Here is a 21,733-nt window from a genome sequence, read left to right as displayed (position 1 = left end):
CGCCCCTGAGACAGGCGCCTGCCCTGAGACAGGTGCTCGCCCTGAGACCGGTGCTCGCCCTGAGACCGGTGCCCGACCCGCCGGTGCTCGCCGCCCCGAGAGCCGGTCACCGCCGCCCCACCTCCGCACTTCCCCGTCCCCACGGACATGACGAAGGAGTCACGATGTCCCCGCGTATCCTCCTCAGATCCCTCAGCGCCGCGACAGCCGCCGCCGCGGCCCTCGCCCTCACCGCGTGCGGCGCCATCACCGCCGACGACGCCACCGGCTCCGACGACGGCTCCTTCAAGATCGCCTCGTACATCCAGCAGCGGATCGACGACGACAAGCCGATGCGCATCAAGCTGAGCTACCACGACCCGTCCCTCGCCTTCGCCACACCGATCGGCTCGGGCATGAAGCGGGCCGGCAAGGAGCTCGGGGCCGACGTCTCCCTCATCGGTCCCACCGGTGGCGACGCCGCCAAGCAGGTCTCCGAGATCCAGACGCTCATCCAGCAGAAGGCCGTGGACGGGCTCGCCGTCTCCTCCGCCTCCAGCGACGCGCTCAAGCCGGTCATCCGCCAGGCCCACAAGGCCGGCATCCCGATCGTCTCGTTCAACACCGACAACCCCGACTCCCAGCAGATGGGCTTCGTCGGCCAGGACCTCAAGGGCTCCGGCAAGTCCCAGGCCGAAGCGCTCCGCAAGAACCTGAACGGGGACGTCAAGGGCAAGTCCGTGGTGGTCTTCTCCGTCGACACCGGTGCCGGCTGGTCGCACGATCGCTTCAACGGCTTCAAGGAGGGCCTGGACGGAAGCGGCCTGAAGATCGTCGGACCGGTGAACGTCGGCAACGAACCCAGCTCCGCCTACAACACCGTCGAGTCCACCATGTCCGGCCAGTCCGGCGTCGTCGCCGTCGCGGGTCTGGACTGCTGTTCGACCACGGCCGCCGCCAAGTGGGTCGCCCAGTCCGGCCAGGCGGACGACATCACGATGGGCGGCTTCGACCTGCTCACCCAGACGGCCGAGTACATCAGCCGCGGGGTTCTGAACTTCACCATCAGCCAGAACCCGTCCGAACAGGGCTACCAGGCGGTGAAGGTGCTGCACGACTTCCTCTCCAAGGGCACCGAGATCAAGGGCGTGGACACCGGCGCGGAGTTCATCACCCGCGACAACCTCGCCGACGCGACGCTGGAGGACTGATGCCCACCGCACCCCGAGACGCCTCCCCGGGGGGCCCGGCCCGTCCCGAGGACCCGGGCGCCGCCGGCCAGGCCGTCCGTGTCCGCGGACTCTCCCGTAACTTCGGCCCGGTCCGCGCCCTGCACGACGTCTCCTTCGACGTCCCCGCGGGAGAGATCACCGCACTGCTGGGGGAGAACGGAGCCGGCAAGTCGACCCTGCTGAAGATCCTGGCGGGACTCCAGCCCCCCAGCGAAGGCAGCGTCACCGTCTTCGGCGACGAGGTCACCTCCTTCGAGCCGAGCACGATGCTCGACCGGCACGGAGTCGCGATCGTCCCCCAGGAACTGTCGCTGCTGCCCGACCGCACCGTGGCGGAGAACGTGCTCAGCGGCGTCGAGCCGGGCAACCGCTGGTTCCCCTCGCGGCGCCGCATGCTGGAGCGCACCACCGAGCTCCTCGCCGAACTCGACCTCAGCCTGGACCCGAACGCCTCCGTCCGCACTCTGGACCTGGCCACCCAGCAGCTCATCGTGGTGGCCCGCTCCATCGCCCGGGGCTGCCGCCTGCTGATCCTGGACGAACCGACGGCGATGCTCACCCCGGCCGAGGCCGACCGGCTGTTCAGCCTGATGGGCAATCTCAAGAAGGGCGGGACGACCATGCTCTACGTCTCGCACCGTATGCCCGAGGTCTTCCGCCTGGCCGACCACATCCAGGTGCTGCGCGACGGCGCCCACGTCGCCGGCTGGCGCAGCGCTGACACCACCCCCGATCAGGCGGTGGCCGCGATGGTCGGCCGCGAACTGGGCCAGTTCACCCGCCGCGCGGTGCGTGAGACCGGACCGGCCGCCGAGCCTGCCCTGAAGGTGAGGGAACTGAGCGGCAGACGACACCGCGCTGTCACCTTCGACCTGCGCCCCGGTGAAATCCTCGGCGTGGCCGGACTGCCCGACTCCGGCCGGGTGGAACTGCTGCACAACCTCTTCGGAGGGGACCCCGGCACCGGCGGCACCGTCGAACTGCTGGGCGAGCCCTACGAACAGCGCAACCCCATCGCCAGCGTCGAACGCCGACTGGCGTTCGTCCCCGGTGAGCGCCGCGCCCAGGGCCTGCTCACCACCATGAGTGTCGGCGAGAACATCGGCGCGCTCACCACGAAGACGTTCAGCCGGCTCGGCCTCGTGCGCCGCCGCGCGTTCGACTCGGCCGCGACCGAGCAGGCGCAGCGGCTGAGGGTGAAGACGGCCACCATGAGCCAGCCCATCACCAGCCTGTCCGGCGGCAACCAGCAGAAGGCCGTGCTGGGACGCTGGCTGGCGATCAACCCGGGGGTGCTGATCCTCGACGAGCCCACGCGCGGCGTGGACATCGGCGCGAAGGCGGAGATCTACGCGCAGCTGTCCGCGCTCGCGGAGAAGGGCCTGGCGATCCTCTGCTCCTCCTCCGATCTGCCCGAACTGCTCACCCTGACCGACCGGATCGCGGTGATGAGCGAGGGCCGCCTGGTGGCCGTCGTCGACACCGCCGAAGCCACCGAGGAATCCGTCATGACCCTCGCCACCGGTGCGGTGCCGTCCGCGGCCTGAGCCGAGCCGTCCGGGGACACCGCACCCGAGAGCCCCGGCCCCCGACATCAGACGGCCACCTGGCCACGACCGCCCCTGCTGAAAGGAATTCGACCATGAAACGCTCCGGCATCCTCAACGCCGAACTGAGCGGGGTCCTGGCCACGCTCGGCCACACCGACCTGCTGCTCGTCGTGGACGCGGGCTTCCCCGTGCCGCGCGACACGCACCGTATCGACCTCGCCCTCGCCGAGAACCTGCCCGACCTGCGGACGGTGCTCGGCCTGATCGCCGACGAACTCGTCGTCGAGGGCGTGGTCCGGGCCGAGGACGTCCCCACCCACAACCCCCGGCTCGACACCTGGCTGCACGAACGCTTCGCCGACGCCGAGTTCACCACCCGTCCGCACGCCGAGGTGCTCGGAGACCTGGCCCGGCAGGCCAAGGCCGTCGTACGCACCGGAGCCTTCGAGCCCTGGGGCAACATCGGCCTGTACTGCGGTGTCGACGCCCCCCGGTGGTTCGGTGGAGAGGGCGTCGTCGTGTCGGAGCAGTACGCGTCCAAGCTCTGAGCCACCCCGGCCCGTCCGCGGGAGCCGTGCCGGCTCACGTCAATCCGTGGCGGGCCGCATAGAGAACACCCGGCGGCCGATCCGCCGGTCCCCCGTCGCTTTCGACCCTACGGAGATCACCCCCATGTCCGAGACCATCGCCACCCCCGCCGAACTCACCCTCACCCCGGCAGAGATGGCGCCCTACATCCAGCACACCAAGATCGATCCGGACGCGACCCGCGACCAGATGATCGCCCACGCCCAGGAGGCCGTCACCCACGGCTTCAACGCCGCGATGGTGCCCGCCTCCTGGCTGTCCGTCGTGGTCGCGGAGCTGAGCGGCACCGGCATCGAGGTGGCCTCCGCCCTGGACTTCCCGACCGTCGGCGTCATGACCAGCGCAGGAAAGGCCGCCGAGGCCGCCGAGATCGCCCGGCTCGGGGCGACCCAGCTCGACATAGGCGTCCAGGTCGGCTGGCTCAAGAGCGGACGCTACGACGACTTCCGTGAGGACATCGCCGGCGTCGTCCGCGCCTCGGGCCTGCCCGTTAAGGTCATGCTGGAACTGCCGCTGCTCACTGACGAGGAGAAGGAGGCCGCCGTCGAACTCGCCATGGAGGCCGGCGTCGCCTTCCTGAAGAACGCCAGCAGCGGACAGATCGAGACAGCGAACCCGGCCAGCGTTCGCTACCTTGTTGACCGAGCGCGGGACGGAGTCCGGGTGAAGGCATCCGGTTCGATCAAGAGCTACCGGCAGGGGCTTGATCTCCTGCGCGCGGGCGCCTCCCTGCTCGGGACCAGCGCCGGCCTGGCGATCATCACCGACACCGGTGACGAGGAGACCGTCAGCTACTGACCAGCCACCACCGCCGTACCCCGGCCGCCCCACCGGGGCCGGGGTACGGCTCCCCGTTTACACCAGTCCTCCGGTGAAACCGGAAAGAGGAGATGCGACCACTGTGACGGCCGACAAAGGGGTTCTCCCAAGCATCAAGCGGGATGTCCCCACGGCGATCCACGTGCAAGTCTCGGAACACATCCGACTGCGTATCGCCAGCGGCGAGTGGCCGCCGCATTACCGCCTCAAGAGCGAGCCGGAACTGGCTCAGGAGTTCGGCGTCAGTCGCGGCACCCTGCGACGCGCGCTGACCACGCTCACCGAGGAGGGCCTGCTACGGCAGGTACGGGGGCGCGGCACGTTCGTCACCTCGACGGTGATCGAACCCGCCATCGCCCAGAAGCTGAGCACTCTGTCCGAGGATTTCGCCAGTCAGGGCGTCGTCACCACCACCTCGGTGCGGGAGTGCTCACTGATCATTCCGCCGCAGCCCGTCGCGGCCCTGCTGGATGTCGCTCCCGGTACCCAGGTACTGCGTTTGGTGCGGGTCCGCAGGACCGAGCAGGGGCCGGTCGCGTTGCTCTTCAACTTCGTACGCACCGATCTCGCACCCGGGATCGAGGAGGTGGACTTCACGTCCTCCAGTCTTTTCGGTGTCCTGGAGGGCACCTACGGACTGAAGATCGCCACGGCCCGCCGCACCTTCAGCGCCGAGGCCGCCACCACGGGCGTCGCCGCCGCGCTCGATCTGAGCGAGGGCGACCCCGTGCAGTACCTCCAGCAGGTCACCTACCTCGCCGACGACCGGCCGGTGGAGTACTCCGACGTCTGGATCCACAGCGGCCGGCTGCGGGTCACCTCGCTGCTGCTGCGCAGATGAGCGAGAAGGAGGGTACCGGACCGGCCCAGGGCGCCCGCCGCACGATCCGCCGGGCCGATCCGATGCGCTCAATTGAGCGGCCAAATCGGGCCGTGGGAGTCGGAGACGCCCAGGTAGGGGCACACTGGGCGTATGGCCCTACCTAGAACGCACCATTGCTCTGCCTGCGTGGACGGTGCCGCGCCGGACTCAGTCCACGAAGACCTTGTCGTCGGAGCACCGCTGTCCATGGAAGATCTCACCGACGCGCAGCGCCTCGACCGGTTCGCCCACAAGTACGCGCACGACGGCTGCGAGGTCAGAGAGGTCCGGCGGGTCTCGCATGACAACCTGAGCGGTTACGCCTGGTGCGTCCGCTTCGTCGAGAGTGCCTGACGGCTCGCGAAGAGCCGGCTGCCGGATAGCCCGGGGGAGCCGCGCGAGTGAGGACCCCGGGTGCCTCGACGGTCCGCCGGGCGGAGCGGAGCCCGCTCCGCCCGGCGGCGGACGTCTCAGCGCAGTGCTGTCGTGAACGCGGCGCGGTGGGCGCTTGTGGCGGCCGGCCGGATCGTGGCCGAGATGGCGCGGCCCAACGGGATCGTGGCCGAGATGGCGCGGTGCGCCGGTGAAGCCCTGGCGTATTTGACGTACTCCACCTCCTCCGCGCCTTTCGCTGGGCCATTCTGTCGATACGCCGCTCCGTCGTTCTCCCGGCGGCGGGATGCGGTGCCATCGGCAGGAGGGCCATGACCACCACCGCCCGGCAGGAGCAGGGATCGCGCGCCGCGTCCCCGCTGCGGATACCGGCCTTTCGCCGATTCCTGCTCGCCCACCTCGTATCCGCGACGGGTTCGGCGATGGCGCCCGTGGCGCTCGCGTTCGCCGTGATCGACCATGGCGGGGGCGCGCGGTCGCTCGGGATCGTGCTCGCCGCGAACACCGTGCCGACCCTGGTCTTCCTTCTCCTGGGCGGCGTGCTTGCGGACCGGATGTCCCGTAGCCGGATCCTCTTCCTCGGGAATCTCGGTGCCGGGCTGGCGCAGGCCGCGGTCGGGTTTCTGGTGGCGACGGGTGCGGCGACGACACTCGCGATCAGCGTCTGTGCCTGCTTCTCCGGGGTGTCGGCCGCCTTCATCGCGCCCGCCGCCCAGGGGATCGCGACTCGGCTCGTACCGAAGGAGCAACTGCAACAGGCGAATGCGCTGGTCCGGGTTCCCGGGAACGCCGTCAAGGTCATCGGGCCGGTCGCCGGCGGATTCGTCGTGGCGTTCGCGGGCCCTGCCTGGGCGCTCGGGTGGGACGCGGGTACGTTCGTGGCCGCCGCCCTTCTCCTGCTCGGGCTCCGGCTCGTCGGCTCCGTTCCGACCGGTCGCGGTGTGGTGGGCGATCTCCGTGCGGGCTGGGCCGGGTTCCGCTCGCGGAGCTGGTTGTGGAGCTACACCGTGGCCGGAACCGCGGTCGTGGCGGCCTGGCTGGCCGGATACCAGTTGCTCGGGCCCCTCGTGGCGGCCGACAGCTATGCGGGTGCCCGTTCCTGGGGGCTGGTGCAGGGCGCCTTCGCCGCCGGACTTCTCGCGGGTACGTTCCTCTGCCTGGCCTGGAAGCCGCGACGTCTGATGCTGGTCTGCGTGGTGACCAGCGCGGCCATCATGCTTCCCCTGGCCGCGCTGGGACTGGAGCTGCCCCTCGCCTGGGTGCTCATGGCCGCCGTTCTCGCCGGGATCGGGCTGGACGTTGCGATCGTCGCCTGGTCCACCGTCATGCAACAGCAGGTACGTGACGAGGAGTTGGGGCGTCTCGGCGCGTTCAACGCGGTGGGCGAACGCATCGCTGTCCCCATCGCTTACCTGTTGGTGGCAGTGGCCTCGAAGCACTGGACCAGTCAGCACATTCTGTTGGTGTGTGCGGGAATCATCCTCGCCGCCACCCTGGCCAACGCGTGTGTGCGCGATGTGTACCGGATCAACCGGGCGTGAATCGCCGGCGGGGCGGCATGGGCGGCACGTGCGTCCGGCGGCCGCCCGCAGGTGTGGCTCTCCTGCTGGGCCGTCAGGTGCTGCCCGGCTGTCCGGCTGCCGGCCGCTGCTCCTCCGGGAGCGACTTCCCCAGGCGGGCCAGTGGGGACAGGGCCATGAACAGCGGGGACAGCGCCATGGCGGCGGCGGTGAGGAGCAGGCTCGTACGCAGCCCCCACTGAACGGTCAGAAAGCCGCCCAGCAACGAGCCGAGCGGCGTCAGGCCCATGCCGGCGAAGTTGATCGTCGCCACGACCCGGCCCTGTATCCGGAGGGGTGTGACGGCCTGCCGTACGGCCATCGTCGTGACGTTGACCAGCTGACTGAACGTACCGAAGAGGAAGTTGATCCCCATGAGCGCCGGAAGCGTCAGGGCGGTGGAGCCGTGCAGCGCCGGTACGCAGAGCATCACGCCGTCGGCCAGTACCGCCGATGCCACCAGCACCGGGCCGAACCCGAACCTCCCCGGCAGCCTCGCCGCCAGCAGCGAGCCCACGACCGCCCCGGGGCCCGTCGCCGCGAGCGCCAGGCCGACGGCCGTGCCCGGAAGATGCAGTCCGCGGGGGAGGTAGAGCAGATAGACGGTCATCAGAGCGGCGAAGGAGAACTGATAGAGCGCCGAGGCCAGGCCCACTGCCCGCAGGGAGCTGTTGCCGGCGACGAAGCGGAGACCTTCGTGGATCTGCCGCCAGATGCGGGCAGATCCTTCGGGGTGCGCCGGGAGCGGCTCGCGTGTGCGGATCCGGCGGATCGATACGGACGACACCACGAAGAAGAACGCACCGGCGAGGGTGGCGAGCGGTGCCGAGAACAGCGACACCAGCGTGCCGCCGAGCGCGGGGCCGCCGATCTGCGCCGCTGACCTGCTGCCCTCCAGCGCACTGTTGCCCTGCGCCAACTGGCCGCGTGCCACCAGCCGTACGAGCGAGGCCTGGTACGCCACGTCGAAGAACACGCTCAGTACGCCGACGAGCAGAGCGGCCACGAGCAGTGCGGGCAGTCCGAGGGCCCCGAGCACGTAGGCGGTGGGGACCGCTGCCATCGCGAGCGCCCGGCCGCAGTCCGCCACGACCATCACCGTGCGGGAACGCCTGCGGTCCACCCAGGCGCCGGCGAAGAGCGAGAGCAGCAGGATCGGCGCCTGTTCCACCGCGCGCAGGGCGCCGAGTTGACCGGCCCCCGCGTCGAGCGACACCACGGCGACGAGCGGCAGGACCACCTGACCGGCCTGCGCCCCGAACTGGGAGGCGGTCTGGCCCACCCACAGCCGGCGGAAGTCGGCATCCCGCCACAGACTCGGCGGAGTTGGGTGGAGAGGGGGAGTGGGTTGGGGTTTGTCGGAGGTTCTGTCCGGAGACACGGGCGGCACGGGGACCCCTTGAGCTGCGGAGGACAACGCTCGCCGGGCGGTGCGCGAAGAAGCGCACCGCCGAATCGGGCGAGAAAGGCTCGCTGTGCCGCGGAGTCAGACGGAGTCGGAGGCAGCACGCGATGACGGGTCGATCACGACCTGCGACGTCAGCGCGCGCTCGGGCGACCGGGCATCTCCAGCTCCTCAATAGCCACTTGGTGATCGAAGGGTAGTCGCCGGTCCGCTTCGGCGGGAGTGAGTTGGGGGGAGGGGACGAATCGGGAGGGGATTGCCGTCGGCCACACCAGGACGTGCGGCACAGCACCCCGACGTCCTGGACGTCCTGGCCGCCCAAGACGTGAACTCGCCCGCGCCCGCTGTGAGAAAGGCATCCGATTCGGCGGCCGCCCGCCCCGTCGCCCGAGTGGCCTGACTGCCCTTCCGGACCCCGGACCCCGGACCCCCGAACCCCGGGCCCCGAGTGGCCTGACTGCCCTTCCGGACCCCAGGACACTGGGCAGGTCACGGACGAGAGGCCACCAGTAGATCAACCACGTAGGTCTCTTCCACCGCCTCGTCGGGGAAGAACCCGCGCAGCCGCCCGCGTTCCTCGGAGAGAAAGCCGCGCTGGTCATCCTCGGCGAGGACAAGGAACGCCGAGCGGCTGCTGATGTTGGCAAGGTGCGTGTCGAGGGCGATCACGCGACTCCACCGCACCTGGCGGCGGGCGACCCGGAGCCCCGACAGGCCCGCGAGCCGGATGGCGTCGCTGTCGTCGGGACGCGCCCGAGAAGTCGGCTTCACTCCGCAGTGGTGCGCGATCCGCTGGTGCTGCTCCCGGATCCAGGGCACGTCGAAGGCGGTGGTGTTCCACCAGATCGCGAGCGCACCACCCGGAAGCAGGACCCGTAGCGCCTCCGGGACCGAGCGGGTGGTGTCGGTCCACTGCCAGGACTGTGCGTAGGTGATGAGGTCGCGGGAGGCGTCCGCGAGGGGCAGGGCGTTGCCGTCACCTCTGATGATCGGCACATCCGGGAGCAGGGTGTGGAACGTGGCGGCCATGGCGTCGCCCGGCTCGACGCCGATCACGTCAGCCCCGCGCTCACGCAGCACAGCGGTGGCGATGCCGGTGCCCGCACCCACATCGGCGACGCGGGCACCCGACAGGGGACGGCTCGTGAACTGTTCGACGAAGTCGAAGAGCGCGGGCGGATACGAAGGGCGGCCGGCCGCGTACCGGTCAGCGGCCGCGTTGAACGAATGGGCGCGTGAGCCGACGGTCATTCCCACATCATCGCCCTGTGCCCTGTGCCCTGTGCCCTGTGCCCGGCGGTCACCACTGGGCCACCGCCGGTCACCCGTGGTCATCGCCTCCAGAACAGGAGGTGGGTGATTCCGCTGGGGCTCGGCACCGACTCGACGTGGAAGCGGTCGAGCAGGTCGGTGTGGCTCTCCCACACCCGTTCGCCCTGGCCCAGGTCGACGGGCGCCACGGCGATGTGCATCGTGTCGACCAGGTCGGCCTCAAGGAACTCGCGGATGGTGGCGACCCCGCCACCGAGGCGCACGTCCCGGCCGTCGGCGGCCTCCTTCGCGCGTGCCAGCGCCTCGGCCGGTTTCGCGTCGAGGAAGTGGAAGGTGGTGTCGGCCAGGGTGAAGGAGGGGCGCTCGTGATGGGTGAGCACGAAGACCGGCGTGTGGAACGGCGGGTTGTCTCCCCACCAGCCCTGCCACTCGTGGTTCTCCCACGGGCCCCGCTGGGGGCCGAACTTATTCCGTCCCATGATCTCCGCGCCGATGTTCCGGGCGTAGTCGCGGGTCAGGTAGTCGTCCAGGCCTCGCGTGCCGCCGGGGTCGGTGCGGTTCACCCAGCTGGCGGTGGCACCCGCCCAGGAGAACAGCGCGGTGGGGTCCCCGTGGCCGAAGGGCCGCTCCAGGCTCTGGCCCTCACCGGCACCGAAACCGTCCCGCGACACGTTGAAGCACTGCACCCGCAACAGCTGTGACATGCGTCCCCCTCTGGGCGCCGACAAGTATGGTCCGATATCACCCGGTTGCAATGAGCAACCAGTTGCAGAGTACTACGCTAGAGGTATGCCGCAACCAGTACAGGCGGGCCGTCTGCCCGTGCCGGAGGGGAAATCGGGCTGCCCGATCAACCTGACCGTCGAGCTGCTGGGCGACCGGTGGAGCCTGGTCGTGCTGCGGGACGTCATGTTCGGCGGCTACCGGCACTTCCGTGAGCTCCTCGCGCATTCGGTCGAGGGCATCGCGTCGAACATCCTCGCCGCCCGGCTGTCGAAGCTCGTGGGCGCCGGTCTGCTCACCCGGCACGATGATCCGAGTCACCGGCAGAAGATCGAATACCGGCTCACCGAGGCATCGATCCAGCTCGTTCCGCTCATGACGCAGCTGGGCGACTGGGGCTCCCGATGGCTCCCGACAGCACCCGAGCTGTCGATCCGAGCCCAGCTCCTCGCCCGCGGCGGCCCCGAAATGGGGGAGAGGTTCATGGACGAGCTCCGCGCCATGCACCTCGAAGGCCGTCCGCAGCCTGCCGACGGCGTCCTCGCCCAGCTCACCCTGGCCTACGAACGCGCTGTCTCCGAGAGCTGAATGCTGAATGCTGCCGGTGGCCGGTGGCCGGGTGCCGGGTGCCGGGTGCCGAGGGCCAGTGGTCGGGTCGCAGCAGGGTTCGTCCGTCTATCCGGCCGGCGGGGCCCCGTCGAGGTCCCGGGCCATCTGCGTACACATCGTCTCGTACCGGCGAACCGAGCCGTCCGGGGCCAACTCGTCCCAGGAATCGGGCTGCCTGCCGTACGCCACGTACCCCAGGCGCTCGTACAGTGCGCGGGCCCGCGGGTTGTCCTCCTCCACACCGAGTTCGGCCCGCCGCAGGCCACGGGCGGTGATCCGGCGCTCGGCGGCACCGATCAGGTACGTGCCGATCCCGCAGGACTGGAGCGCGGGGTGGACCGTCAGTTGCCACAGCGTGCCCACACCCTCCCTGGCGCCGTAGTCGACCCCGCCGATCGCCACCGGGATGCCCGACGGCGGACACACCGCCAGGTAGTCCACCTCGCCGCGCCGGGCCCGTGCCAGCTGTCCCGCGATGTTCTCCAGATGGAGAGGCGAGCCCGACCACCCGCAGGACTCCAGATCGCCGGGAACCAGATCGCGGGCCGAGAGCCTCAGTACGACGTCGGTCATCGCCACCACCTCCGACCGGAAAGGATTCCTTCCGGGAGAGGTCCGTGCCAAGCGGATTTCCCCGGCCGGGCCGGGGCGCCGCCCGCACTTCACCCCGTTCCGCGCCGCCCTCACCGGTTCCGTATCGCACTCACTCGTTCGGCTGTGCCCAGGTGGCCGCCTCGGTACGTGCCCACCAGGGTCGGTCTGACGTGCAGTTCCACCGGCCAAGGAGTTCCCATGGCACAGTCAGCGCCCACACCGGATACGTCTCACTCGCATACGGCCGGTCCGGGGGAGGTCAACCCCTGGGCGGCCGGCGGGACCATGTTCGCCGGGGTCCTGCTCATGGTCGACGGTGTTCTGGAGGCGATCAAGGGCATCGCCGGAATCGTGTCCAACACGGTCTACGCCCGGATCAACGACTACGTCTTCAAGTTCAATGTGACGGCCTGGGGCTGGATCCACGTGGCTCTCGGCATCCTCCTCGTCATCGTCGGCTGGGGAATCCTCCGGGGCCTCGGCTGGGCCCGCGGGATCGGCGTGGGGCTGGCTGCGCTCAACATGATCGCCAACTTCATGTGGCTGCCCTACCAGCCGATCTGGGCCGTGGTCTCCCTCGCCATCGACACCTTCGTGATCTGGGCCCTGTGCACGGATCGCTCGAAGGCGCTCATCTGAGGGCAACTCTTGAATGTTCATGGGAACGGCGTCGGCGTTCACGCTCGTCAGCGTGATCTGCTCCCGCTGACCCGGGACGTTGTCAGTGGCGGGGTCCACACTTGAGATATGTGCCGCAGTATCAAGACCCTTCGCCCGCCGGTCCTCCCCGAGGAGGACATCCGCGCCGCCGCCCTGCAGTTCGTGCGCAAGGTGTCCGGCTTCCGTGCCCCGGCCGCGCACAACAGGGAAGTCTTCGACCGTGCCGTCGACGAGATCGCCGCGTCGACCGCCAGGCTGCTGGACGGTCTGGAAGTGCGGGGAGGTGTCAGGACGCCGTAGGGACCGAGGCCGGGGCGACGGTGGCAGCGGCCGCGGCGGCCGCCGCGGCGGGGCGCCGCATCAGCAGTGCGGCGAACGCACCCGCGACGAACAGCGCGAGGACCGAGACCGCCGTGCCCAGCCAGCTCGCGCCGAGCCACTGGGCGCCGAAGTAGCCGAGGCCCACGCTGTAACCGGCCCAGGCCACACCCGCCACCGCGGACCACGGCAGGAATTCCTTCACCTTGCGGTGCGAGGCGCCCGCGCCCAGTGAGACGACCGATCGTCCGGCCGGGGCGAAGCGGGCGATGACGACGAGGGCGCCGCCGCCGCGGCTCAGCGCGGCGCCGAGACGTTCCTGCGCGGAGGTGAGGCGGCGGGAGCGGGCGATGGCGCGGTCCAGGCGTGCGCCACCGCGCCAGGCGAGCCGGTACGCGACGAGGTCACCGATCACCGAGGCGCTGGCCGCACAGAGGATCAGGATCAGGAGCGAGGGGACCTCGGTGACGTGACGGGCGGCGCCCGCGGCGTCGGCGGCCACCGTGGTGGTGCCCGCGGCGGCGGCCGTGGCTGCCGTGATCACGAGGACACCGCTGGGCAGCAGGGGGAGGAAGACGTCCAGAAGCACCGAGAGGGCGACCACAACGTAGATCCATGGGCTGCCGGTCAGCGCACCCACACTCTCAAGCACCTTCTACTCCCCGTTTCAGTGACAACGCCGCGACGTCGCAGGGGAGCGGCAGGAGCGGCAGGGCCAGCTGTAAAGCGTACGCCTGCCGTTCACCTGGAGATCCATATATATGCGTGATGTTGGGCACCCCACGTGTGTGCCACATGAGCCTTGTGTGTCACTTGCGTGTGCCTCGGGTGTGCGCCGGGGAGCGGTGCCTCGGGGGTACGCCGGGAAGCGGTGCCTCGGGGGTACGCCGGGAAGCGGCATTCCCGGTGTACCCCCGAGATGGCGTGGCGGGACCGGTCGGCGCGGCCCCGGCGGGTCGGACATGTCAGGCGGGTCAGACGGGGCAGGTCGGTCAGGTCGGTCAGGCGGCTACCGGGGCGGCCGGTTCAGCCGGTTCGGCCGGTTCAGCCGGTTCGGGCGCGCGCTCCTCGGCGCGCAGTGCGGCGGAGCGGGACGTGAACAGCCGGTCCAGGGCCAGGGCGCCGGGGCCGGTGAAGACGAGCAGCAGGAACACCCAGCTGTAGACGGCCGAGGGCTCGCCGCCGTTCTGCAGCGGGAAGAGCGCGCCGGGCTGGTGGACCTTGAAGTACGCGTACGCCATGGAGCCGGACGAGACCAGGGCGGCGACGCGGGTGCCGAGGCCCAGCGCCACGAGGCTGCCGCCGACGAGCTGGATGACCGCCGCGTACCAGCCCGGCCAGGTGCCGGCGGGTATCGATCCGCCGCCCATGGCGCCGCCCAGGACGCCGAAGATCGAGGCGGCACCGTGGCAGGCGAAGAGCAGGCCTACGACGATTCGGAAGAGCGCGAGGGCGTAGGGCTGGGCCCGATTCAGGCGTGTGTACATGGGGGGGAGGCTCCTTCGGTCTAGTGGGGACGTGAACCGACTGAGCGCTACAGGTTAGGCAAACCTCACCAATACTTGCAAGTTCAACGTTTAGTTGACTGGCTGAAAGTAGACAGGCCGTCATTGGTCAGCGAGCGATCAAATACCCTCTGGAGCTGGGCCCCTGTCCTCCTTGACTTGGCCTGAACCAATGACAGCGCAGCTTTCCGGCCATGCGGTGTGAGTGTCATCAGCTGATTGCCGAACCACGGCCCGTCCGTCTCGTGCCACCGGACCGGCGGTGTACCAGTGCGCCCGTGCCGTGCCGGCGGTCGGCCGGGCCGCCGCCCGGCCGGCTCCGTCCGAAACGGAAGGCGGCCTTGAGCGGGCCGGGGATCGAGTTGTGCACGGGAGAGCAGGTCAGTCGCGGGACGCGGGCATCCGGCGCACCGCCGGGGGCCTCGGTGGGCCAGGTGGTTCCGCGATGGACGCATGGTGCACATCGCCCGACAGCACGCATACCGTCGCCGGTGCGTCCGGGCCGCTGCCCATCTCCCGGATCGGTTCCGTCAGTTGCCCGGACGAATCGGGGAACGCGGCCCAATGCTCCAGGTCGGAGCGTTGTCGCGGGTACTCGCCGACGCGTGCCCAGCAGCCGTCCGGACCGCCCCGCTCGCCCTGGTGCGGCTCGGCGCTCCACTGCTCCCCGTCGTGTACCAGTGGCTGTGGCAGCCACGGAAGCGAGGTGCCGATCAGGGGGGTGGCCGAAGGAACCGGGCCCGGACAGTGCCTTCTCGCGCAGCCACCGCGCCTCCTGTGGGCGGAGCAGCGCCCGCTGCCGCTCGTCGGGCACCCGGGCCGCGCGGCTGTCCACCACGAGTGGCCGTACTCGGCCGAAAACGTGTCGGTGGCTCCAGCGGGTACCGGTGGGGGAGCGGCCCGGCCGTGTGGTGCTCCTCGCGTCGTTCCGTACGGGCGGATTCCGTACGCGTTGTTCGTGCGGCGGGTTCGTGCCGTACGGAACGACGGGGGAGCGGGGGGCGGTTCCGGGGGCGGCGGTCAGCGGGACGGTCGCCGTTCAGCGATCGTTCAGCAGCCGTTGAGCACGGACTGCAGTGCGGCCTTCTCGGCCGAGTCGACGGTCAGGTCGTAGTAGTGCTTCACGTGCACCCAGGCGCGTGCGTACGTGCACTGGTACGCGGCGCGCGACGGGAGCCACTTCGCCGGGTCCTTGTCGCCCTTGGACTGGTTGACGTTGTCGGTGACCGCGATGAGCTGGGGGCGCGTCAGGTCGTTGGCATACGCCTGGCGTTGGGCGTTGGTCCAGCTCGATGCGCCGGACCGCCAGGCCTCGGCGAGCGGGACCATGTGGTCGATGTCCACATCGGATGCGGCGGTCCAGGTGGCCCCGTCGTACTCCGAGTACCAACTGCCGCTCACGGCGGCGCAGCTGGAGTCCTGCGTTACGTTCGTGCCGTCCCGCTTCAGCACCACCTCACGGGTGTTGCAGGTGCCCGACTGGGTGATCCAGTGCGGGAACTTGTCCCTGCTGTATCCGCTCGACGAGCCCTCCGCCTGCACGGTCAGCTGGCTCAGATAGGTGCGGGCGGTGGACGCGGCCACCGGGGTGGGCATGGCGGCCTGGGCGCCGGGAGCGTTGAGCAGCCCGGTGGTTGCGGCGAGGGCGGCTGATGCGGCGAGGACGGCGATGCGACGCGCGTAGACACCTGACATGTGAACTCCCTTGACGTGGGGGGAACTTGGACGGGTCGTCCGAAACGGCCCGGCCATCGTGGCGGCGCGAGGTTTCCGTGGGGTGGGCGCCAGGTAACAGAGTGGCGACATGGGCACGTCACATCAAGGGTTCTGACGAAGAGGGTCGGGGTGCGGGGGCGTACGCATGTGTGTGCGCGGGCGTACGGAACTGATGAGACGGCAGTTCCGCGCTGAGGGGAAGGGGGTAAGGCCGCGCTGGGGGAAGGGGGTTAAGGCCGGGCTGGGGTCGGCCGGGGTCCGGTCGCGGCTGAGGAGCGGCCGGGGCGGTCTTAGGGTGGCCGCGTGCTGCTACCGGTCAACATCACGCTCGGGGTCGTTCTCGCCCTGCTGCTCGCGGCGGCCGCGGGCGTCGCCGCTTTCGCCTCGCTCGGCCGGTCGCGTCAGATCGTCCTGGCGGGGCTGCGGGCGGCGGTCCAGCTCGCCGCGGTCTCCTCGCTCATCGGCTGGGTGGTCCATGCCTCCGCGCCGACCTTCGCGTTCATCGCGTTGATGTTCGGCGTGGCGGTGTGGACCGCGGGCCACCGCGTCACCGATAACCGCACCTGGCGGTGGGTGGCCGTGCCGATCGGGGCCGGGGTCGTGCCGGTGGTCGCGGTGCTGCTGCTCACCGGGCTGGTGCCGGTCCGGGGCATCGCGCTGATCCCGGTGACCGGCATCCTCATCGGGGGCGCCCTGACCGCGACCGTGCTCGGCGGGCGGCGCGCGCTCGACGAGCTGGCGACCCGGCACGGGGAGGTGGAGGCGGCGATGGCGCTCGGCTTCCCGGACCGCGACGCGCGGCTGGAGATCGCCCGGCCGGCGGCGTCGGACGCGCTGCTGCCGGGGCTCGACCAGACCCGGACGGTGGGGCTCGTCACGCTGCCCGGTGCCTTCGTCGGCATGCTGCTGGGCGGCGCCTCACCGGTACAGGCGGGCGCCGTACAGCTGTTCGTGCTGGTGGCGCTGATGGCCGTACAGGCGGTGGCCGTCGCGACCGTGCTGGAACTGGTGGCGCGGGGACGGCTCCGCCGTGACGGGGGAGGATCCTCGGCTATCGGGCGCTGATGTGCAGCAGGACCGAGCCGTCGGCCGCCGCCTCCACCCGGAGTCGCGTCAGGTCCTCGACGTGCGCGTCCGGGGAGAGTGCCGCCGCGCGCGGGCCCACGCCCACGACGCGCATCCCCGCCGCCCGGCCCGCCGCGATGCCCGCCTCGGAGTCCTCGAAGACGATGCAGTCCGCCGGGTCGAAGCCCAGCGCGGCGGCGCCCTTGAGGAAGCCCTCCGGGTCCGGCTTGCTGGCACCCACGCTCTCGGCGGTGACCCGGAGTTCGGGCATCCGCAGTCCGGCCGCGGTCATCCGGGCCTGGGCCAGTGCCCGGTCGGCCGAGGTGACCAGGGCGTGCGGGAGCGCGGCGATCGCGTCCATGAAGGCGTCGGCGCCGCCGATCGGGACGACGCCGTCGGTGTCGGCGGTCTCCTCGGCGAGCATCACCCGGTTGTCCGCGTGGTTCTGCTCCATCGGACGGTCCGGGAGGAGCACCGCCATGGTGGCGTACCCCTGGCGGCCGTGGACCACCTTGAGCGCGGCCTCCGGGTCCAGGCCCTGCCGCAGCGCCCAGCGCCGCCAGCAGCGCTCCACGACGGCGTCGGAGTTCACCAGGGTCCCGTCCATGTCGAGCAGGAGGGCACGGGCGGTGAGGACGGTGGCCGGCATGGGCGGGCTCCAGGGCGGGGGTGACGGTGCGGGACAGGTGGGACCGGCCCCGGAAAGAGAACAAGCGGCCCCCGCCCGCCGGTCAGGGAGTGCGTTTGGGGGCCACTTTGTTTCATCACGATACAAAAACCTGCCGGGGAAAGCGAATCCCCGGCCGGAGCAGGTGCGCGGTGCCGGTCAGTGGCGTCCACGGCCCGTCGTGACCGCCTCCAGTGCCCGCCGGGTGTGCGGCCCGTAGACCCCGGCGTCGTCGCCCTGGATGTACATGTATCGCTGGTAGCGGTACACGGCGTCCTCGACGCGGTCCGTGTAGTCGGCGTCGTCGGGGCTCATGAACAGCCCGATCTCCTGGAGCCGGCGCTGCAACTCGGCCACCTCCGGGCCGTGGTCGCCTCGCCGCAGCGTGGAACCGTCCTGCGGCGGGGCGGGCGGGGCCACCGGCTGCTCCGGACCCCCGGTGTCCGCCGTGGCCGCCGGGGAGGACGCGGTAGCCGTGCCCGAGGGCCCGGCGGTCGCGGAACGGGACGCCGAGGCGGTTGCCGACGGCGACGCGGTCGCGGTCGCGGACGCTGTCGCGGAGGCCGACGGTGACGCCGTGGCCGGCCGGGACGGTGACACGGAGGCGGACGCCGTCGTGGAGGCCGAAGGCGAGGCGCTCTCCTCGGGGAGGCTGGTCACCGTGGAGGGCAGGACCGGATCCAGGGTGGTGTCCCCGTCGCCGTCCCCGTTGAACAGCCCGCCGATGAAGGCCGCCGTGCCCACCACCGCGACGACGGCCGCCCCCACGGCCAGCGCGGCGAAGGGCCTGCGGCGACGCGGCTGCACGGGGTCCGGACCGGCCGTCAGGAGCGGGGTGCCCGGGTGGCCGTCCCAGGCGTTCGGGGCGTCCGGACCGGCGGCGTCCGGCAGCGGGGCCGGTCCCGCCGGGTTCAGGAACAGCGGCATCGTGGTGGCCGCGTCCCCCGCATGGCCGTCCCCCGTATGGCCTTCCCATGCCTGGCCGTCCCCCGCATGGCCGTCCCCCGTATGGCCTTCCCATGCCTGGCCGTTCCCTGCCTGGCCGTTCCCTGCGTGGCCGTTCCCCGCATGGCCGTCCCTCGCATGGCCGTGTCCCGTATGACCGTCCCCCATATGGCCGTCCGTCACATACCGCTCCGGCTCGTCCCGGCCGGCCGCCGTCTCCTCGCCACCCAGCGTCACGTACGGCCGAATGCGCAGCGGGTCGAAGTCCTCCGTGGCCGCGAACTCGGCCGACCGCCCGGCGTGGTGCTCCTCGACGATGCGGTGCTGCTCGGCGGCCCGCTGCTCCTCGGTGACGTGCTGATGTCCGGCGGGCTCCCGCTGCCCGGCACCGTGCCGGGCAGCGCGTTCCGCGCAGCCGCAGCCCGGACCGGCGCCGGGTCTGCCGTCCGTACCGCACTCCGGGCATATATGTCCGGCCATTGTGGGTCCCCTCCCCTTGAACTGCCTGCGATTATGCAGCCCGCCGCCGGGAAGCCCAATCATCCGACCCTTCGGCAGGCCATAACGGTGCAGAACGGACAGGATGGGGGTGTAGCGGACCCGAGGAGATGTTTCATGGCCCAGCAGTTGAGCCCTCCGGCCCCGGCCCCCGGCGAGAACCGCTCCACGCGGTCGGTTCTGGTGGCGATCGGCGCGCTGCTTCTCGGCATGCTGCTCGCCGCACTCGACCAGACCATCGTCTCCACCGCACTGCCGACCATCGTCAGCGACCTCGGCGGTCTGGATCATCTGTCGTGGGTGGTCACGGCCTATCTGCTGGCATCGACCGCCGCGACCCCGCTCTGGGGCAAGCTCGGTGACCAGTACGGGCGCAAGCGGCTCTTCCAGATCGCCATCGTCATCTTCCTGATCGGCTCCGCGCTCTGCGGCATCGCCCAGAACATGCCGCAACTGATCGGCTTCCGCGCCCTCCAGGGGCTCGGCGGTGGCGGCCTGATCGTGCTGTCGATGGCGATCGTCGGCGATATCGTCCCGCCGCGCGAACGAGGCAAGTACCAGGGCCTGTTCGGAGCGGTGTTCGGCGCGACGAGCGTGCTCGGACCGCTCCTCGGCGGCTTCTTCACCGAACAGCTCAGCTGGCGCTGGGTCTTCTACATCAACCTCCCCATCGGGGTCGTCGCCCTCGCCGTCATCGCCGCCGTGCTGCACATCCCGATCCGCCGGACGAAGCACACCATCGACTACCTGGGCACCTTCCTCATCGCCTCGGTCGCCACCTGTCTGGTCCTGGTCGCCTCGCTCGGCGGCACCACCTGGGCCTGGGGCTCGACGCAGATCATCGGTCTCGCCGTGGTCAGCGTGCTGCTGCTGATCGCCTTCGTGTACGTGGAGCGGCGCGCGGCCGAACCCGTACTGCCGCTGAAGCTGTTCCGGATCAGGACCTTCAGCCTCGTCGCCGTGATCAGCTTCGTCATCGGCTTCGCGATGTTCGGCGCGATGACCTATCTGCCGACCTTCCTCCAGGTGGTGCACGACATCACGCCGACGATGTCCGGCGTCCACATGCTCCCGATGGTGTTCGGCCTGCTCATCACCTCGACCGGGTCCGGCCAGATCGTCAGCCGTACGGGCCGCTGGAAGATCTTCCCGATCCTCGGCACCGGCATCACGGCGGCCGGCCTGCTGCTCCTGCACCGGCTCACGGAGCACAGCAGCACCCTGGAGATGAGCCTCTACTTCTTCGTCTTCGGTGCGGGACTCGGCCTGGTGATGCAGGTACTCGTCCTGATCGTGCAGAACGCCGTGAGCTACCAGGACCTCGGTGTCGCCACCTCGGGGGCGACCTTCTTCCGTTCCATCGGCGCCTCGTTCGGCGTCGCCATCTTCGGCACCATCTTCACCAACCGGCTCACCGACAGGCTCGGTGCGGCGCTCTCCGGCCGTACGCTGCCGCCCGGCGTCAGCGCGAACGCACTGGCCTCCGACCCGCGCGCCGTCAGCCAGCTGCCGCCCGCACTGCGCGGGCCGGTGCTCAGCGCGTACTCGACGTCGATCACCGGTGTGTTCCTGTACGCGGCACCCGTCGTCCTGATCGCCTTCGTCTTCGCCTGGCTGCTCAAGGAGGACAAGCTGCGGGGCTCGGTGACCGCACCCGACCCCAGCGAGACCCTGGCGTCCAACCCGGTCGAGCGGTCCTCGTACGACGAATGCGCCCGCGCCCTCTCGGTCCTCGCCACCAGGGAGGGACGCCGCGAGGTCTACGTGAAGATCACCGAGAAGGCCGGACTCGACCTGCTGCCCGCCGCGAGCTGGATGCTGCTGCGCATCAAACGGCACGGCACCGTCGAGCCCGTCCGGCTCGCCGAGATCGCCCCGGTGCCGCTGCGGGTGATCAGCGAGGCGGGCCGGCAGCTGGAGGAACGCGGGCTGGCCCGCCGGGTGGGCGTGCAGCTGGTGCTCACCGAACCCGGCGCCGAGGCCGTGGTGAAGCTCTCGCACGCCCGCGAGGAGTCCCTGGCCGAGCTGCTGGGCGACTGGTGGGGGCCGGACCGGCCGACCGACCTGGTCGCCCTGGTGTCGGAGCTGACGGCCGAGACGAGCGGATCGAGCAGGGAACGGCCGCACAGCCCGGAGCCGAAGCGGGACCACCACGCCCCCTGAGGCTCCCGAGGGCCTGCATTCAAGGGCCGGACCACCACGCCCCCCGAGGCTCCTGCGGGCCTGCGTTCAAGGGCGGGGCTCTCGTACGCCCGGATCGCTCACGCGGTGGTGCGGAGCTCCTTGGCGAACCAGTGCTCGGCGTACTTGCGGCGGTGGAACGCCGGGACCTCCCGGTAGCCGTGCTTCGCGTACAGCCCGCGCGCCTCGACGAGGTCGTCACGGGTGTCGAGCCGGAGCGTCCGTACGCCGAGGGCCCGCGCCCGGTCCTCGACCGCCGTGAGCAGCAGCCCGCCGCCGCCCGTGCCCCGCACCTCGGGACGTACGAAGACCCGGGTCAGCTCCGCGACCCCCGCGTCCGTCACGACCAGCCCGGCGCAGGCCGCCGCCCGCCCGTCGAACCGGCCGACGACGAACTCGCCGGTGGGCGGAACAAGCAGCTCGGCGCCGTCGTCCGCGAGCCCCTCGTCGATCTCCTCGACCGTCGCGGGCCGCCCCCAGTAGCGGCTCGCGACCTCGTCGTAGTAGTCCCGGCGCAGCGGTGCGGCGTCGGGGGAGTCGAAGTGTTCGGGGGTCACGGTCCACGTCATTGGTTCATTCTGACTTCCGCACAG

The 21,733-nt window shown here is 70.7% G+C and carries 22 protein-coding genes and 1 pseudogene; 12 read left to right on the top strand and 11 right to left on the bottom strand.

Features of this window, described 5'->3' with window-relative positions:
• Positions 1-164 precede the first annotated feature (164 nt).
• The 7 genes from ACZ6S6_RS03515 (at position 165) to ACZ6S6_RS03485 (ending at position 6,964) form a co-directional block, all read left to right on the top strand.
• Positions 165-1,190 carry a sugar ABC transporter substrate-binding protein gene (locus ACZ6S6_RS03515; protein WP_362958696.1) on the top strand — a complete coding sequence of 342 codons (1,026 nt, stop codon included), beginning with the start codon at positions 165-167 and terminating at the stop codon, positions 1,188-1,190.
• Positions 1,190-2,758 carry a sugar ABC transporter ATP-binding protein gene (locus ACZ6S6_RS03510; RefSeq protein ID WP_469703570.1) on the top strand — a complete coding sequence of 523 codons (1,569 nt, stop codon included), beginning with the start codon at positions 1,190-1,192 and terminating at the stop codon, positions 2,756-2,758. The genes ACZ6S6_RS03515 and ACZ6S6_RS03510 overlap by 1 nt, the downstream gene beginning before the upstream one ends.
• Before the next feature lie 95 nt (positions 2,759-2,853).
• Positions 2,854-3,309 carry a D-ribose pyranase gene (gene rbsD / locus ACZ6S6_RS03505; protein WP_362958702.1) on the top strand — a complete coding sequence of 152 codons (456 nt, stop codon included), beginning with the start codon at positions 2,854-2,856 and terminating at the stop codon, positions 3,307-3,309.
• A gap of 124 nt (positions 3,310-3,433) precedes the next feature.
• Positions 3,434-4,147, top strand: a complete 714-nt coding sequence (gene deoC / locus ACZ6S6_RS03500) for a deoxyribose-phosphate aldolase (protein WP_362958706.1) — start codon at positions 3,434-3,436, stop codon at positions 4,145-4,147.
• Between the two features lie 103 nt (positions 4,148-4,250).
• On the top strand, positions 4,251-5,009 hold the full coding sequence (locus ACZ6S6_RS03495) for a GntR family transcriptional regulator (protein ID WP_362958708.1): 759 nt from the start codon (positions 4,251-4,253) through the stop codon (positions 5,007-5,009).
• A gap of 228 nt (positions 5,010-5,237) precedes the next feature.
• Positions 5,238-5,384 (top strand): hypothetical protein, encoded by a 147-nt coding sequence (locus ACZ6S6_RS03490; protein WP_362958711.1) that lies wholly within the window; start codon positions 5,238-5,240, stop codon positions 5,382-5,384.
• 350 nt (positions 5,385-5,734) lie between these two features.
• A complete protein-coding gene (locus ACZ6S6_RS03485) occupies positions 5,735-6,964 on the top strand; it encodes an MFS transporter (RefSeq protein WP_469703566.1) in 1,230 nt (409 codons plus the stop codon).
• 73 nt (positions 6,965-7,037) lie between these two features.
• Here the strand turns inward: ACZ6S6_RS03485 and ACZ6S6_RS03480 are convergent, their stop codons facing one another.
• The 3 genes from ACZ6S6_RS03480 to ACZ6S6_RS03470 all read right to left on the bottom strand — a co-directional run bounded on the left by ACZ6S6_RS03480 (position 7,038) and on the right by ACZ6S6_RS03470 (position 10,363).
• Entirely contained in the window at positions 7,038-8,297 is a 1,260-nt protein-coding gene (locus tag ACZ6S6_RS03480) for an MFS transporter (RefSeq protein ID WP_469703861.1), read from the bottom strand.
• Positions 8,298-8,876: 579 nt separating this feature from the next.
• A complete protein-coding gene (locus ACZ6S6_RS03475; protein WP_469703564.1) occupies positions 8,877-9,638 on the bottom strand; it encodes a class I SAM-dependent methyltransferase in 762 nt (253 codons plus the stop codon).
• 80 nt (positions 9,639-9,718) lie between these two features.
• Positions 9,719-10,363: a dihydrofolate reductase family protein gene (locus ACZ6S6_RS03470; RefSeq protein WP_469703562.1), complete on the bottom strand. Its 645-nt coding sequence runs from the start codon at positions 10,361-10,363 to the stop codon at positions 9,719-9,721.
• Between the two features lie 85 nt (positions 10,364-10,448).
• Here ACZ6S6_RS03470 and ACZ6S6_RS03465 point away from each other — a divergent pair, with 85 nt between their 5' ends.
• Positions 10,449-10,970: a winged helix-turn-helix transcriptional regulator gene (locus tag ACZ6S6_RS03465; RefSeq protein WP_469703560.1), complete on the top strand. Its 522-nt coding sequence runs from the start codon at positions 10,449-10,451 to the stop codon at positions 10,968-10,970.
• A gap of 87 nt (positions 10,971-11,057) precedes the next feature.
• Here the strand turns inward: ACZ6S6_RS03465 and ACZ6S6_RS03460 are convergent, their stop codons facing one another.
• The gene (locus ACZ6S6_RS03460; protein WP_362958726.1) at positions 11,058-11,564 is read right to left on the bottom strand and encodes a GNAT family N-acetyltransferase; all 507 of its coding nucleotides are present in this window, start codon (positions 11,562-11,564) and stop codon (positions 11,058-11,060) included.
• Between the two features lie 219 nt (positions 11,565-11,783).
• Here ACZ6S6_RS03460 and ACZ6S6_RS03455 point away from each other — a divergent pair, with 219 nt between their 5' ends.
• Positions 11,784-12,224, top strand: a complete 441-nt coding sequence (locus ACZ6S6_RS03455; protein ID WP_362958728.1) for a DUF7144 family membrane protein — start codon at positions 11,784-11,786, stop codon at positions 12,222-12,224.
• A gap of 108 nt (positions 12,225-12,332) precedes the next feature.
• Positions 12,333-12,545 carry a DUF2277 domain-containing protein gene (locus tag ACZ6S6_RS03450; protein ID WP_469703556.1) on the top strand — a complete coding sequence of 71 codons (213 nt, stop codon included), beginning with the start codon at positions 12,333-12,335 and terminating at the stop codon, positions 12,543-12,545.
• On the opposite strand, the gene ACZ6S6_RS03445 is transcribed toward ACZ6S6_RS03450, so the two are convergent.
• The 4 genes and pseudogenes from ACZ6S6_RS03445 to ACZ6S6_RS03430 form a co-directional block, all read right to left on the bottom strand.
• Positions 12,532-13,215, bottom strand: coding sequence for a DedA family protein (locus ACZ6S6_RS03445; protein WP_362958734.1), 684 nt, complete (start codon positions 13,213-13,215; stop codon positions 12,532-12,534). The genes ACZ6S6_RS03450 and ACZ6S6_RS03445 overlap by 14 nt on opposite strands.
• A gap of 349 nt (positions 13,216-13,564) precedes the next feature.
• Entirely contained in the window at positions 13,565-14,050 is a 486-nt protein-coding gene (locus ACZ6S6_RS03440) for a DoxX family protein (protein ID WP_469703554.1), read from the bottom strand.
• Between the two features lie 83 nt (positions 14,051-14,133).
• A pseudogene (locus ACZ6S6_RS03435) lies at positions 14,134-14,960 on the bottom strand (alkaline phosphatase D family protein); the annotation flags it as partial.
• Between the two features lie 158 nt (positions 14,961-15,118).
• Positions 15,119-15,763, bottom strand: a complete 645-nt coding sequence (locus tag ACZ6S6_RS03430) for an HNH endonuclease family protein (protein ID WP_362958739.1) — start codon at positions 15,761-15,763, stop codon at positions 15,119-15,121.
• A gap of 324 nt (positions 15,764-16,087) precedes the next feature.
• On the opposite strand from ACZ6S6_RS03430, the gene ACZ6S6_RS03425 reads away from it, so the two are divergent.
• On the top strand, positions 16,088-16,849 hold the full coding sequence (locus ACZ6S6_RS03425) for an ABC transporter permease (protein ID WP_362958742.1): 762 nt from the start codon (positions 16,088-16,090) through the stop codon (positions 16,847-16,849).
• Here the strand turns inward: ACZ6S6_RS03425 and ACZ6S6_RS03420 are convergent.
• Both ACZ6S6_RS03420 and ACZ6S6_RS03415 read right to left on the bottom strand, forming a co-directional pair.
• The gene (locus tag ACZ6S6_RS03420; RefSeq protein ID WP_362958745.1) at positions 16,836-17,498 is read right to left on the bottom strand and encodes an HAD-IA family hydrolase; all 663 of its coding nucleotides are present in this window, start codon (positions 17,496-17,498) and stop codon (positions 16,836-16,838) included. The two genes, ACZ6S6_RS03425 and ACZ6S6_RS03420, sit on opposite strands and share 14 nt — an antisense overlap.
• Before the next feature lie 177 nt (positions 17,499-17,675).
• Positions 17,676-18,941, bottom strand: a complete 1,266-nt coding sequence (locus ACZ6S6_RS03415) for a peptidoglycan-binding domain-containing protein (RefSeq protein ID WP_469703550.1) — start codon at positions 18,939-18,941, stop codon at positions 17,676-17,678.
• Positions 18,942-19,076: 135 nt separating this feature from the next.
• Here ACZ6S6_RS03415 and ACZ6S6_RS03410 point away from each other — a divergent pair, with 135 nt between their 5' ends.
• A complete protein-coding gene (locus tag ACZ6S6_RS03410) occupies positions 19,077-21,122 on the top strand; it encodes an MDR family MFS transporter (RefSeq protein ID WP_362958749.1) in 2,046 nt (681 codons plus the stop codon).
• Positions 21,123-21,220: 98 nt separating this feature from the next.
• On the opposite strand, the gene ACZ6S6_RS03405 is transcribed toward ACZ6S6_RS03410, so the two are convergent.
• The gene (locus ACZ6S6_RS03405) at positions 21,221-21,709 is read right to left on the bottom strand and encodes a GNAT family N-acetyltransferase (protein ID WP_362958751.1); all 489 of its coding nucleotides are present in this window, start codon (positions 21,707-21,709) and stop codon (positions 21,221-21,223) included.
• Positions 21,710-21,733 lie beyond the last annotated feature (24 nt).

This window comes from Streptomyces sp. NPDC048671, assembly GCF_055587045.1.
The sequence above is the reverse complement of the archived record's forward strand: the minus strand, read 5'-3'. Positions and strand labels throughout refer to the sequence as shown.